The organism is Nocardia tenerifensis NBRC 101015 (genome assembly GCF_000308715.1).
GTDB lineage: Bacteria > Actinomycetota > Actinomycetes > Mycobacteriales > Mycobacteriaceae > Nocardia > Nocardia tenerifensis.
On sequence record NZ_BAGH01000309.1, the window covers coordinates 1 to 13,894 of the forward strand.

General features: G+C 66.0%; 15 protein-coding genes. 4 read left to right on the forward strand and 11 right to left on the reverse strand.

The window, feature by feature from the left end:
- Window positions 1-301: 301 nt before the first annotated feature.
- Window positions 302-991 (forward strand): hypothetical protein, encoded by a 690-nt coding sequence (locus tag ON39_RS24465; protein WP_040737855.1) that lies wholly within the window; start codon window positions 302-304, stop codon window positions 989-991.
- A gap of 82 nt (window positions 992-1,073) precedes the next feature.
- A complete protein-coding gene (locus ON39_RS24470) occupies window positions 1,074-1,496 on the forward strand; it encodes a VOC family protein (protein ID WP_218006179.1) in 423 nt (140 codons plus the stop codon).
- A 12-nt stretch (window positions 1,497-1,508) separates the two neighbouring features.
- Here ON39_RS24470 and ON39_RS24475 read toward each other — a convergent pair whose 3' ends face one another.
- The 10 genes from ON39_RS24475 to ON39_RS24525 form a co-directional block, all read right to left on the reverse strand.
- On the reverse strand, window positions 1,509-1,928 hold the full coding sequence (locus tag ON39_RS24475) for an acyl carrier protein (RefSeq protein WP_040737857.1): 420 nt from the start codon (window positions 1,926-1,928) through the stop codon (window positions 1,509-1,511).
- A gap of 53 nt (window positions 1,929-1,981) precedes the next feature.
- Window positions 1,982-2,422 (reverse strand): hypothetical protein, encoded by a 441-nt coding sequence (locus ON39_RS24480; RefSeq protein ID WP_040737859.1) that lies wholly within the window; start codon window positions 2,420-2,422, stop codon window positions 1,982-1,984.
- A gap of 56 nt (window positions 2,423-2,478) precedes the next feature.
- Window positions 2,479-3,945: an MFS transporter gene (locus tag ON39_RS24485; RefSeq protein ID WP_040737899.1), complete on the reverse strand. Its 1,467-nt coding sequence runs from the start codon at window positions 3,943-3,945 to the stop codon at window positions 2,479-2,481.
- Between the two features lie 502 nt (window positions 3,946-4,447).
- Window positions 4,448-5,143 (reverse strand): hypothetical protein, encoded by a 696-nt coding sequence (locus ON39_RS24490; RefSeq protein WP_040737860.1) that lies wholly within the window; start codon window positions 5,141-5,143, stop codon window positions 4,448-4,450.
- Complete coding sequence (locus ON39_RS24495; protein ID WP_040737862.1) at window positions 5,140-5,496, reverse strand: hypothetical protein; 357 nt, start codon at window positions 5,494-5,496, stop codon at window positions 5,140-5,142. Before ON39_RS24495 ends, ON39_RS24490 begins: the two co-directional genes overlap by 4 nt.
- 120 nt (window positions 5,497-5,616) lie before the next feature.
- Complete coding sequence (locus tag ON39_RS24500) at window positions 5,617-7,002, reverse strand: WS/DGAT/MGAT family O-acyltransferase (protein ID WP_040737863.1); 1,386 nt, start codon at window positions 7,000-7,002, stop codon at window positions 5,617-5,619.
- Between the two features lie 28 nt (window positions 7,003-7,030).
- Window positions 7,031-8,953, reverse strand: coding sequence for a CocE/NonD family hydrolase (locus ON39_RS24505; RefSeq protein ID WP_146251056.1), 1,923 nt, complete (start codon window positions 8,951-8,953; stop codon window positions 7,031-7,033).
- 485 nt (window positions 8,954-9,438) lie between these two features.
- On the reverse strand, window positions 9,439-9,888 hold the full coding sequence (locus ON39_RS24510; RefSeq protein WP_051186999.1) for a MarR family winged helix-turn-helix transcriptional regulator: 450 nt from the start codon (window positions 9,886-9,888) through the stop codon (window positions 9,439-9,441).
- A gap of 34 nt (window positions 9,889-9,922) precedes the next feature.
- Window positions 9,923-10,576 (reverse strand): TMEM175 family protein, encoded by a 654-nt coding sequence (locus tag ON39_RS47535; protein WP_051187000.1) that lies wholly within the window; start codon window positions 10,574-10,576, stop codon window positions 9,923-9,925.
- 91 nt (window positions 10,577-10,667) lie between these two features.
- Window positions 10,668-11,219 (reverse strand): DUF6790 family protein, encoded by a 552-nt coding sequence (locus ON39_RS24525; RefSeq protein WP_040737865.1) that lies wholly within the window; start codon window positions 11,217-11,219, stop codon window positions 10,668-10,670.
- 167 nt (window positions 11,220-11,386) lie between these two features.
- Here ON39_RS24525 and ON39_RS24530 point away from each other — a divergent pair, with 167 nt between their 5' ends.
- Window positions 11,387-12,124, forward strand: coding sequence for a thioredoxin domain-containing protein (locus tag ON39_RS24530; protein WP_040737866.1), 738 nt, complete (start codon window positions 11,387-11,389; stop codon window positions 12,122-12,124).
- A 108-nt stretch (window positions 12,125-12,232) separates the two neighbouring features.
- Window positions 12,233-13,036 carry an SAM-dependent methyltransferase gene (locus tag ON39_RS24535; RefSeq protein WP_040737867.1) on the forward strand — a complete coding sequence of 268 codons (804 nt, stop codon included), beginning with the start codon at window positions 12,233-12,235 and terminating at the stop codon, window positions 13,034-13,036.
- A gap of 487 nt (window positions 13,037-13,523) precedes the next feature.
- Here ON39_RS24535 and ON39_RS24540 read toward each other — a convergent pair whose 3' ends face one another.
- Window positions 13,524-13,811, reverse strand: coding sequence for a hypothetical protein (locus ON39_RS24540; protein WP_169335917.1), 288 nt, complete (start codon window positions 13,809-13,811; stop codon window positions 13,524-13,526).
- Window positions 13,812-13,894: the final 83 nt, after the last annotated feature.

A 13,894-nucleotide genomic window follows, 5' to 3' on the forward strand; every position in this document is an offset into this window, starting at 1 on the left:
GCGTGGGCGCCGCAGCCGGTGCGGCCATCGGCGCCGGTATCGGCGCCGCGGCCGGTGCCGTGAACGGCCAGCAGCCTTCGGACGCACCCCAGCCCACGGACGCACCCCAGCCCACGGACGCACCCGAGTCCACGGACGCGACCCTCGGCATGGACGTGCCGCAGTCCTGAACGGTGGCCGGTATCCCCGGCGTACACACCCCGGCCCGCAGTAGCGGGCCGGGGTTTCGCCGTACCTGAACCCCGTCGTGGTGATCTCGCGGGAGCGGATTGCCGAGACTCAACCGAGGAATAACCGCAGTATGGCCGAGAATTTTCTAGCGGCGGCGCTGGTGGTGATCACCGCGGTGACCCTCGCCCGGACGTCGCTGTGGCGGTCGGAGCCGCAGACCCGGCTGCTGACCGTCGTCCTGGCGTTGTTCGCGGTGTCGGGCGCGGCGACGCATCCGTGGGTGCGCGATGCCGTCGATACCCACTTGAGACTGCCCGGCTGGGTCGGCATGGCCGACGACGTCGTGCTGCTGACCGCGGTCTGCCTGATGTGCGCCTACCTGGCGCGCATATGGGGCTTCGACACAGTCGCGCGGATCGCGGTCGCCGCCGCGCCCGCGCTCGCGTTGTCGCTCGCGGTCGCCTACACCTTGACGACGGACTCCGACCGGCGTCACCACTACATCGGCGAGTTGAGCGGCCCGGCGACGGTGTCCGGGTTGATCGTGTCGATCGGACTGTTGATCGCGACGCTGGCGATGTTCGCGACCGTTTTGGTGGCGCGACCCCTGAGCCTTACCCATTTATGGTTCGGCGTAGCCGCGGCGGCAGGCCTGGCGCTCGCCGCTCTGCGCGCCGCCGCCACCATCGACCCGGGGCGTTTCGCCGATCCGTACTGGAGCGTCCGATACACCCTGGCCACGCTCTTTCTGCTGGCGGTCTCCGCCGCCGGAATCACCAACCTGCGCAACAAGCGACGATCACGCGTGCGGAGTCGATGACCCGGGCGACGCGGAGCTGGCAGGATGGCGCGCAAAGTACGCGCCTCGAAAGGCCCTCTCGATGTCCGTCCGCTACCAGCTGGTGATCGACTGCGCCGACCCCGACGGACAGGCCCGCTTCTGGGCTGCCGCGCTGGGCTATGAATTCGCGCCGCCGCCAACGGGTTTCACCAGTTGGGACGACTACTATCGCGACCTGGGACTACCGGAGGAAGCGCTGACCGGCCGCGTGGACCGGATCAGCGACCCGAGGGGCGGTGGACCGGACATCTGGTTCCAGGTGGTCGGGGACGCGAAAATCGTGAAGAACCGGCTGCACATCGACGTCCACGCGAGCGGCGACCGGACCGACCCGATTCAGACGCGAAAAATGCGAGTGGACACCGAAGCCGAACGTCTGGTGGGCTTGGGCGCCACTCGCATCTGCGTCATGTACGAGGAAGGAATCGACCACTACGCGGTCGGGATGAAGGACCCGGAAGGGAATGAGTTCGATATCAACTGAGGGTCTACGGTGCTATCGGAGCGCGCCGATGTACTCGACGACGTCCTCCGCGCTGGTGAGTCGATCAGCGTCCTGGTCCGGGATATAGATGTCGAATTCTTCCTCGACATCGCAGAGAAAACCCGCGACGTCGTACTCGTTCATGTCGAGTTCTCGGAAATCGCCGGTAATCGGTTCGTCGCCGACGAGTTGGGCGAGAACCTCCAGGACGCGCACGCGAATTTGATCGAAGCGCGGCAGCACCGACAGTTCAGGGGCCTGTGCGGGCATTCCATCGAACCACGCCGGTGTATTCCGGAAATGCTTCTCGGATACGCCCGTCGTAGCGGCCGTGTCGGTGGTCTGCGGCTCCGCCAAGGCGGTGGAACCGATATCGGAGAAGGCGATTCCCGCGGCCGCGGCCGCGGCGCCCAGGGCATGACGAGTACGCACGATAATCAGCTCGATTCTCGTTGTCTGTGGGGGTGTTTCGCGAAGGGCTACGGTCAGTCGTGGTACGGCTCGACGGTGAAGGCGACCTCACCGGACTCCGGGAAATGCGCCGGCCCGATCGAGACCGTGCCGACGAACCGGCCGAAGCCCGGGTAGAAGATGTGCGACCGGCCGGGTGTCATCCACATGCCGGGACCGTTGGCGGTCTGGGTGAACGCACCGGTCTCGCCCGTGTCGATGTTGCGCCAGTTCAAGGTGACGTCGAGATGGCAGGCGTCGACGCCGAGCATGGTGGTTTCCACGGTGAATCCGGCGGCATTCGGGTAGGCCGGGCTGTGTACAGAAGACCGGACCTGTGCGGCGCAGGGACCGTCGGTGAGCGAGTAGATGGTCGCGAAGTTTCCGCCCGTGTCGGCGGTGGCCGGCGCGGCGCTCGCGAATATCGCGCCGACGGCGACGACGGGAGCGGCGAGCAGTATTTTGGTCGGGTACATTACGAACCTCCTGTTAGGTGTAATGACGCGCGTAGTCGAAATCTACGCGAGCCTCGTCACTTTTCTTTCCTTGCGGACAAAACCCAGATGGCCGACGCCGTAATAACCACGGCGGCCACGCTGACGATCGTGGCGATATGCATGCCGCTGACGAAAGCGTTTCGAGCCGAATCGATGGTGGTCGGGTCGCCGTGCGCCCCGGCGACGGTGTCCTCCAATGTGGAGGCGAAGTGGCCGCCCGAGCGAAATAGCGTCATGGTCAACGATCCGAGCAGGGAAATGCCGAGCCCGCTCCCGAGTTCGAGGCTCGTCTCCGAAATGCCGGCCGCCGCGCCCGTCTCCGCCGCCGGGACGGCCGACACCGCCGCGTCCGAGGCGAACGTGAACAAGACTCCGTAGCCCAGACCCGCTGTGGTCGAACCTGCCACATACCAGGGCAGCCCCGCCTGCGCGCCCACCGCGACCAACACCAGGTTTCCCGCCGCCGCCGCGCCGAGCGCGAGCAGGATCGTGCGCGCCGCGCCCCACCGCGAGCCGATGCGGACACCGACCACGGCGGCGGCGAAAACCGCTGCGGCCATGGGTATTCCGAGCAGCGCGGCGTCGAGCACGTCACACTCGAGCACCGACTGGCGGTAGATGCAGGTCAGGTAGGTCATGCCCGCCCACGACACGGCCCCGATCGAGGCCGCGGCGATCGCCATCGCGAACGCCGGACGGCGCAGCAGCGACAGATCCAACAGCGGCGCGGCCAACCGCCGCTGCCGATCGACGAACCACAGCAGCACGCCCAGTCCCACCAGCGCGGTGCCCGCGACGACCGGGTCCAGACCCTGCACGGCCGCGCGCTTGACCGCGTACACCAGCGGCAACACCGCGCCCGCGAAAAGCCCGACGCTCAGCACATCCAGGGGACCGCGATAGGCCTCGCGATACTCGGGCAGCACCAGCGGAGCCGCGACCAGCACGATCAAGACCACCGGCAGATTGATGAGAAAGACCGAGCCCCACCAGAATTCGTACAGCAGGGTCCCGCCGATCACCGAGCCCGCGGCCGCGCCGCCCGCGAAGAACGCCGTCCAGATGCCGACCGCGGCGCTGCGCGCCCGCCCACCGGCGGGGAACACGTTCGAGACGAGCGCGAGGCTCGCGGGGAGCAGCATGGCGCCGCCGATACCGAGCAACGCCCGCGCCGCGATCAGCACCCCGACGCTCGACGAGAACGCCGCCAACGCCGAGGCCGCGCCGAAGACCAGCGCGCCGAGCATGAGAATTCGGCGACGGCCGATGCGGTCGCCGATATTGCCCATGGTCACCAGCAACGCGGCGAGGCTGAAGCCGTAGATATCGATGATCCACATGTCCGCGGTCGCCGACGGGTGCAGCTCCATGGCCACACTCGGCATGCCGAGGTGCAGAACCGACATATCGAGCGCGACCAACAGCGCGGACAGCACCAGGACCGCCAAGCCGAGCCATGCTCGGAACGGGGCGTTCGCTGCGTCCGTGGTCGAGTCGGTCATCGATGCTCTCCGGGTCGAATGGTCGATGTAGGTGGGGGCCGAGGCTCCGCGCTGGTCGATCGGGGCGCGGATGCGTGCCGGTGCTCGCGGCTCGGCGGCGAGATGGAAGGTTCCGCACCTCGAGGCGGTCGCCACCACGTGGGCGATCAACAAGCCGCGTGGTCAGGGCTGAGGATCCGAAGGTGGACTGCGATCCTCACGCTGACTGTTTCGATTACGACTCATACTGTGTCAGTTTTGAGTCAATGCCGCAAGGTCATCTTGTCGCGATACTTCGGCGACTTCGTGAAGATTCCGACGGAAACAGACGCACTACCAGCGCCTTTTGGCAAAAGAGAGTTGTGGCTCACATTTTGTGAGAGTCGACCCAATATCGGTACAACACCAAGGTTAGAGATGGCTGCGAATCAGTTCGTCTCAGGGTCGCGGACGAGACACGATGGCACCGATCCGGTGCGTGCGCGTTCGAGAAACACTCGAAGAGGTTGGGAGACCGGCGGATTCAGCTGTTCAATGCCGCCTTGGATCGCCGCTTGCGCAGCAGATTGTCGATTCCGGCGGCGGATACCGCCAGCAGGACCACGGTGTCGAGCGGGTAGCGCAGGTCCCAGAAGGCATCGGAGAAGCGTCCCGGGTCGATGATCGCGCTGATCCGCAGGGTCGCGACGATCAGACCCGCCAGGGCGGCCAGGCCGAACCACAACTGCGTGCGCGTCGGCGGCCGCGCGGCGACGACCGTGGCGGCCATGACCACGTTCGCCAGCAGCAGCGCTCCCGACACGAGCAGCCCGTGCACGGTCGCGGTCGAGCTGAGTTCCTCGCCGATGTAATGGCGGTGTTGACCATTGTGCTCGGCGAGCGCGTAGGTGATGGTCAGCAGCGCGGCGAGGGCGGGCGCGGCGAGTTCGGCGGCCCTGGCCAGGCGCGTGTGGCCCCAGATCTGGGCGAGGTAGGCGCACAGCAGGCAGACCGCGGTGAGCAGCAGCACGTCGTACCCGATGCCGGACCAGCCGGGATCATCGAAGTACGCGTCGAGCCGGTCGCTGATCTGGGTCTGCGCGAACGCCGCGGAGGCGGCCAGGAGCGCGAGCACCGCGGTGAGCAGGCGGGTCTGCGGCGCGGTGCGCCAGACGGAGAGGCGGGCGACGGCCGTGAGGGCCGCCACCACGATCGCGAAGCCGAAAAGGGCGTCGGTCATTCCTCGCGTAGTCCTTTGCTGAGCCGCTCGCGGCGGCTCCGGGGTGGTGTGTTCGGTGTGGTCTCGGCGACGAGGCGCCGCCCGACCTCCTCGGCGAGTTCGGCGCCGGTGGCCTCCTGCAGCGCCTCACGGACCGCGGCCCGCTGAACCTCGGCTCGAGTGAGAAACCCGGCCGCGATCAAGCCCTCCACCGGGCTGACGCCATACGTGCGGCTGAACGCGATGACGGTCTCCGCGACGGGCGTATCGCTGAGGTGGCGCGCCACGCGCATCTGGTTGGTGCCCATCCGCGCGGCGATGGCACGGTCGCTGTCGCCGTGCGAAACGGCCTGTTTCCAATCCCGGAAGCCCACACCCCCGAGTGTGTCCCGTAATTGTGTCATTGTGCAAGACACTCTATCGGGTGCGTGACAGGGACGACCCCGACTCGCCGCAACGCATCGAGGCGGCTCCGGTGGCGGACCTTCGTCCGTTCAACTCCGCGGCGCGGTGACCGAGCCGACGGCCGTGGCGCTCTCGAGTTCGGCGAGGGACTTCTCCAGGTAATCGACGATCAGGTCCAGGTCGGGCACGCTGTCCCGGCAGGCGACGATGCCGAAGTCTATGGCGTCGATATTGCTGGAGATGGTGAAGTTCAGTGCCAGTCCGTCCAGCACGATGGACATCGGATAGTTCGCCGCGAGCTTCGCGCCTTCCCAGTACAGCGCTCGGGCGGGCCCTGGCACGTTGGAGATGACGATGTTCACCGGCGCGGTCGAGACCGCCGGCGCCGAGATGGGCAGCACCGTCAAGGCCAGCGGGCTGAGCATCAGCGCGGAGAAGGTCATCGACTGTGTCGCCGTCAGCGCCGAGTGAAGTTCCTTGGCGCGCCGCATCGATGCCGCGATTCCCGCCAGCCGTTCGGCCGGATCCGCCACGTCGGTGCCGATACCGCACAGTGCCGCCGCCACCCGGTTGCCGCCCGTGTCGGTGCCTTTTCTGTCTCGAAGCGAGATGGGGACCATGGCGATCAACGGGCGGTCCGGCAGGGCATCACGGCCGATCAGGTAGTGATGGAGCGCCCCGCCGATCATGGCGACCAAGATGTCGTTCACGGTGCAGCCGGTCGCCTGCCGGATCGGTGTCATGCGCGCCAACGGCCACGAGCGGGCGGCACACTGGCGCGCGCCGTGCACCGGCACGTTGAACATGGTGTGCGGAGCCGAGAACGGCAGCGGCGTCGTATTCTTCCACAGTGCCTCGGCGACGACGGCGGTCAGTGACGGCGCGAATTGTAATGCGGCGGAAAGCTTTTGGCGCAGTGAGGCGGAGGTTCTGCCGGCCGAGGCGGTCTTCCCTCGTCGCTCGTCGCGCGGGTGCCACCAACCATGCACGTCCGGGCAGGCCGGATCCGGGCTGAGCGTTCGCGTAATGCTGCGCTGCGCGGAGATTCCGTCGAAGGCGGCATGGTGCCACTTGGTGTATACCGCGAAGCGGCCGTCGTCGAGCCCGTCGATCAGGTACATCCGCCACAGCGGCCGAGACCTGTCGAGCAGTACGCTCTGGAGGTCAGAGACCAATTCGAGCAGTTCGTAGTTGTCGCCGGGCCCGGACAGGGTGCGGCGGCGTACGTGGTAGGCCAGCTCGATCTCCGCGGCCGTGACCCAACCGACCTTGTCGGCGAGGAACGCGTGCACTGGGTGTCTCCGGAACGTCCGGTGAATCTCGGTGTCGTCGAGCAGCTTTCGATGCAGTCGCGTCACGAAATCCGGACCGGCGTCTCTCGGCGGCTCGAACAGTTCGAGCGTGGCGAAATGCATGGGCCTCGTGTTCGCCTCGCCGAGCAGGAATATCGAATCGATCGGTGACATGAGTTCCATAGGCTGACAACCTTTGATCGCAGGCGGTTCAGGACTGTTTCGGGTATTCGCACAGCGTGAGATAGCAGGGCCGGCGAGGGTGAATCTGGATCGTCTGGGTTCCGAGGCTCCGTCGCATACCGAGAGGCAAGGCGTGGCGTGGGAAACTCGCGCATTGGATGGAGAGCCGCAGCCGGTCGCCGGTGTCGATGACCGCTTCGGTGGCGTTGAGTCCGATGTCGATTCGGTGTATCTCGCCGGGACGGACCTCCTGCAAAGACTCCGCGGTGAGCGGGTGTTGCGGTTCGATGAGTTCACCGTCGGCGTACCGGCTGTTCGCCTCGTCGAGCTCCCGTAATGCGGACCGCAGTGTGCCGCGTGCCATGGCGATCGAGGTGCCGTCGCGAGCGACGCGCGACAGCGTCACCACCCACACGGCTTCGTGCCCGGTCGTTTCGACGAACAGGTGAACGTTCATGGGGCCCGAGAGCACGGTGTCGGTCGCGAAAGGGATGGTGGTGAAGGTTGCCGCGGACTTTTCGGCACGGCGTTCGTCGGCGTTGTACCTGCCGAACAGGGTGCTCAGTCCTCCTGTGGCGATAGCCGTGTTGTCGGACGACAGTTGCACTCCGCTGTGCGGGAGGGCGATCGATTGGTCCGCGGGCGGACTGGACAGGGCCAGCGTGCCGTCGTAACCGGCGTGGCCTGCACTGCCGCTGTTGTCGGCGGACAGGTAAAGACGAACCGGCTGCGCCGCCGGATGCGGGAACTCCGTGCGTGCTACCCACGGCCCGTTGAGTTGGTGGAGAACGATCGGGCCGTAGCCGTCTATCCCGTTGCTTTCATTGTTGACCCAGCGGTTGAGCCAGGCGCACTGCAGCTCGTCGAGTGCGGGCGGGTTTCCGTTCGTGCCGAAGCCGAAGCCCGGCGTGAAATGAAAAGAATTGTCGACCAGAACTTGCTTACGCCCGGGCGGCACATCGATTTGCTCGTATATCCGCAGCGGCGAGCGGTTGAAGATGTCGCGCCATCCGCCGACCAGAAACGTGGGCACCTCGATCGATTCGAGTCGCGGTCTTCGTTCCTCCCATTTCTCGTTCCGATACAGGTCGGGGTCGTCTCTGCTCAAATACATGGAGATCGTCCGATCGAACCAGGGCAGCGGAGCGGCGAGACGATCACGTACGTACGAGATCAGCGTGGAGTCGCGCAACAGCGTGTGCACCGGCGGAATGAATTTGACCGCATTGACGGCGGCCGACCACGCGATGACGAATGGCGACAAGAGACCGCCGGTGAACGCGATCTCGCGATCGGCGCTCTCCGCTCCCTCGATCGCGAACACCGCCTTCAGGCCCTCCGGGCGAAGCCCGGCGGCGGCCAGTGCGGCCATGGCGTGATAGGAGATGCCCGCGAGCGCGAACTCGCCGCGGCACCATGACTGATCGCGGAGCCAGCCGAACACCTCCAGATAGTCCCGTCGCTCCTGCGTTCCGATGAAATTCCAACCCCCCAGCGACGACCCCGTACCGCGCGAGTCGACCAGCACATACACGTACCCGCGACGTATCAGCGTCTCATTGGGGGAGATCGCGTCCGGCGCGCCGTGTGCCAGCGTTTGGAGAAATACCGACACTCCGAGAACGTCCGCGGTGTCGACGGGGCGGCGACTCATCCATCGGGCCGCTCGGCTGACCGCACGAACCCCGCGTGAACCGGCGAGCTGTATCAGCCGCTTGTTGTACGCGGTGAAGGTGACCACGACAGGCAACGGCTCACCGACCGGCCCGGCGCCGTCCCCGGGGCGACCGATATCCGCATAGAGCACCGTGCCGTCGCTCATCCGGATAGGGATGTCCCGGTATCGGTGAATATGCGAGTACCGCTCGTCGCCGATATCGAATCTGGTGCCGGGCGGCAAGGTGCCTACACCGTCGCCGTGCTCTCGTACGTCATCGGTATCGTCGGCCACGGTCTTCTCCTGAAGAATATCGGTCGAGTCGCCGAGTCCGGCCGACACAGGCCCGGGTCGGCGGCGCACCCACTCAATTCAGGTGACACAAGCGGCCGAGTCCTGACCGGGAAATCGATTTACACCGAGCCCGAGCAGGAAAGGCAACGAGTAGAGATTTCAGAGCCGCAATGCCAGCCTGCAAATCTTATCTAGATATACTCATCGTACGGGCAACACTTCCACTCGGCAACAATAAGATCGCCGATCTCGGTCTTTGCAAGAACGTCAACAATGAGCAATTTCCGCGCGGTCGGTTTTTTATCCGAAATATCGGACCGTTGCGCTTGTCCCCTTCGACGCCGCGCGGCCGCAGGACCGGTGAGCCGAGCGATACACCGAGGACGGCGTTCCCTGTGTTGCGACAAATTCAGTGAAACTGAATTACGCCCTGCCGTATGCGTTTTCGGTGAACACGTCGAGAGAATACGACCGGTCGGACTGCGTCACCCGGCGTCGCCGGGGGCAGGTGAGGAGGGGGACGGCTCGAGCAACTCGGCCAGCACGATGGTGTCGCGCAGATAGCGCTCATACGGAAAATCAGCCGCGAGCAGGGCGGTGCGCAACTCGTCGACGAGCGGTTTACCGGTGGCGTGGAAAGCGTCGCGGCCCGCCTCGGTCGTGCGGACCAGTCGTCGCCGTTTGTGCTCCGGATCGGTCTCGATCCGCACGAGTCCGGCTTCTTCCAGCGGACGTAGCGCCCGGCTGATGGCCGGATCGGAGACCGCCAGCGCTTGCGCCAGCTGATGCTGGGTCACCGGCTCGATGTCCTCCAGCGTTCCCAGCAGGCGTATCTGGCTGTAGCTCAGCCCACGAGAGTTGTCCACCCGCCGCCGCGCCGCCTCGCCGAGCAGGAACACCACGCGATGCAGCAAGTCTCCGAGTCCATCGTCCACACGTCGAGCATAGTCCAGTCTTACCCGGTTAAGATTAATCGTCGCCCTCCTGCCGAACGGCGCGGACCCGGTTGATCAAGCGACCGCCGAAGGTGGCGACGAGCGGAGCGAACAGCCACACCACCCATACATAAGGGGTGAGCCAGGCCAGTACGGCGGTGACCGCGAAAACCGTTGCCACGGCATAGGATCCACCGGCATTCGAGCGGAGCGCGGCGGGCGAGACCCGCTCGGCCAGCACGGATCGCCGGGACGCGATCTCCTTGACCACCGCCTCACTGGCGAAAAGCGCCGCGGCCACCCCCGCGAACAAGCAGACGGCGAGCGAGTTGCCGAACGCATTGCCGAACAGCGCGGTGACGAACGGCAATACCGCGGCGAACAACAGCATCGGCGCGTGGGCGGCCAGCGTGTACCGATCCACCAGCTCCACCTGATAGATCAGCACATGGTGGCGCCGCCACACCGACCACAGCAGGAAGAACGCGAGCACCAGCGCCACGAACGACGACCGTTCGTGCCAGAGGAATTCGGCCAGTGCGCGAGCATCGGCCGCGTCCTCGCCCTTGGGCCGTTCCAGCTCGATAACCAAAAGCGTTATCGCGATGGCCAAGACGGCATCGACGAAGGCGCCGATCCGATGCGGCGGCCACCCGTCCGCGATAACTGTGTCATTGCGCGTTTCCATGATCGCCTCCGTTCGGCCGCCGAGAATCGGCGGCCACGTCTTCGATACCCACTTGCTGAGATCAATCGCCTCGGCACAGACCGGGCGAACCTCACCTGGCCGCGTGCGGTGCGACGACCATTCCGCTGGGCACACGCTGCTCGGTACCGGCCAACCGCTGCGAGCGCAGCGCGAGAACGATCATGACGGCGGGGAACAGCAGGTCGCACACCAGGACTCCGCCGGTGTTACCGGGCGAGTGGTCGCCGTTGGCGAACCACTGGTAGACGTGGCCGATCAACGCGCCCCACAGAAACATGCCGGCCCCGAGCCCGACGGTGACGCGCTCCCGGACCGTGGCCGAAGAAGAAGCGGCACGAAACGCCATCACGGCGAGCGCGAGATTCGCGAACGCGATCTCGAACTGGAACGGACTCCGGGCAAAGCCGATCACCGTGGCCATCTCGTCCGGAACCGTGAGAAACGCGACCGTCATCCACAGGCTGCCGCAGCCGAGCGCGACCACGGCCCACCACCGCTGCCAGGTCTCCAGCGCGGCTTGCCGAGACGGGCTGCGCCGGGTGCGGACCAGTGCGCCGACGACCGCGATGAGCGGCCAGATCAGGGGGAAGGAGGTCTGAGCGAGGAAGGAAGCTGTGTTCATACGTTGAGTGTTGCATGGTTAATATTAACTGCGCAAGACTTGATTGGAACTGACGGCACGACGAGCCGACCGCCGGCCTGATGGAGGATCGCCCCATGGCGGGCCCCCGTCCGTTGGTTGTCAGACCCGGGAATGGCAGGCGGGGGCGGTTGCGGCAGAGTGTCGGTGTGAGCGAATCGCGTTCGAACTACACCCCGCGGCCCATGTCCAGCAAGACCACCTACGCGTTGGGCGCCGTCGCCGTCGTGTTGATCGCGGTGATCGTTGTCCTGGCGACCCGCGGGGGACACGAGGAGGCGAGCGCCCGCAACGACGGTTACGGGTCCGCGCACGACCCCGGTGTGCACGTGGTGCTGGAACCGGACGGTTCGATCCTGCTCGGTAAGCCGGACGCACCGAAGACGATCGACATTTTCGAGGATCCGATCTGCCCCGGCTGCGGCAATATGGAGCGCATTTACGGTCAGGAGATCGCGCAGAAAATCGACGAGGGCAAGCTGACCGTCCGCTACCGTCTGGTCAACTTCCTCGACGCCCGTTCGCGCAGCAAGGACTATTCGTCCCGCGCGGTCGCGGCGAATCAGTGTGTCGCAGAGGGTGGTTCGGGCCCGGTGTACTCGAAGTTCCATACCGAACTGTTCACCACCAAGCGCCCGAGCGAAGGCGGCGCCGATCTGGACAACAGCGAGCTCGCCGCGCTCGCCAGGGCCGCCGATGCGCCGGAGTCGGTGCTCCAGTGCATCTCCTCCGGTGCGAAAATCGATGCGGCCAAAGCCAGTGCCACTGCCATGACGGATGCGCTCGACGCGGCGCTGAACGGCTCCGCGGCAACCCCCGCCGTGTTCGACGGCAAGACCAAAATCGATGTGAACAAGCAGGACTGGGTGGACGTCCTCACCCGCTGATGCCGACTTGGCACTGATCGAGCAAATGTGCCGCGCGACATCGACTTGCGTGTCTACGCTTTTCACAGACGGTCAAGTGTCCGAGTTTGCGCGTATTAGGGATGAACGATGACGAATTCCGAGTCGGCGCCAGTCGAGTTCGACGTATCCAAGCCGAGTATCTCGCGAGTCTACGATGCGCTGCTCGGCGGCAAGGACTATTACCCGTCCGACGAACACGTGCTGGAGCATCTGCGTGAGACCATGCCAGAGGTCGATGAGCTGGCCAAACTGAACCGGGCCGTCCTCGGCCGCGGCGTGCGTTACCTAGCGGGCGTAGCGGGACTCAAGCAGTACCTCGACCTCGGCGCCGGGCTCCCCACGATGGAGAACACGCATCAGGTCGCACAGTCGTATCAACCGGACGCACAGGTCGTCTATGTCGACAACGATCCGATCGTGCTGGCCCACGGACGAGCGCTACTCGGTGAGAACGGACTGACCCGCGTCATCACCGCGGACCTGCGCGATCCCGCCGCGGTGCTCGCGCATCCCGACGTGCAGAAGATGATCGACTTCTCCCAGCCCGTGGCCATCATGCTCGTCGGCATGCTGCATCACCTGCACGATGACGAGGATCCCGAGGGCGTCGTCGACGGCTACCTGGATGCCGTGCCCGTCGGCAGTCATCTGTTCATCACCCATTTCCTGCATACCGGCGACGAATCGCGCGCGTTGGAGAGGTCGTTCCTCGACTTCCTCGGCACCGGCCGGTTCCGGACGCGCGAGGAGATCCTGCGCCTGTTCCGCGGCTGCGAGCTCGTCGAGCCCGGCCTGGTGCCGCTGTCGCATTGGCGGCCGGACGGCATCGTGCGCGACAAGCTGACCCTGGTCGAGGAGATCATCGTCGGCGGGATCGCCGTCAAGTCCTGAGTTCGGGTGGGGCCGGGCCGGACGCACCACCTGGTCGCGGCCCGGCCCCGCTCGACGGTGCGATCCGACTCCAGGAGTTCCCCGGGACCGCCGGCGCCGAGCATTCGGTTGGCTCAGGCCCTGTGTCGAAGTCCGGCCGGATGAAACTTCGACACGGAGCCTGGGGGCCGAGCCAGCGAACTCGTCGGCGACTCGGCCCACTCGGCGGGGCGGCCGGCGTCCCCAGTCAGCCGGTCCGCCGCCCGCCGAGCATTCGGTTGGTCGGAGGGCCGGGCCGCCGCATCCACCACCCGACGGCCCGGCCCGTTTCGACGGCGCGGCCGATATACCCCCTGACCGCGGCGCGTCGAGTCTGTTGGTTCGTCGGGCCGAGCCGCCGACTCCACCTGTCGGCGGCTCGGCCCGGTTCGACGGCGCGGTCCCGCTTCCCCAGTTGGCCGGTGCCGCTGCTCGTCGCGTTTTCAGTTGGTCGGTGAGAGGCGGGCATTCACTGCGGCGCAGAAGCTCTTGCGTCATAGGGTATTTCGTTGTCCGGCGCGATTCGGCACAGTTGGCGGTGGACCATGACGTGGCCGCGTAGTGGGTAGGCGATGTCGTCGGGCAGATCGCGCGGCACATCCGGTCGCGACGGGCCGTCTTCGGGCTTGGTCGGCACGTCGATGTCCTTGTGCGGGAATAGGTATCGGGCACCTTCGCGGGAAGTTGCGTGCACCTCGCCGGTCGGTGTCGTCCACTGCAACCGATCCGGGTCGGCCAGCCAGGTTTCCCAGGGCACTTTTCTGTTGTCCGCCAACGTTTTCAAGCGAAGGTGTCGCGCGCACAGTGTGATCGAGTCATCCAGTTCGGATTCGGCGGCCG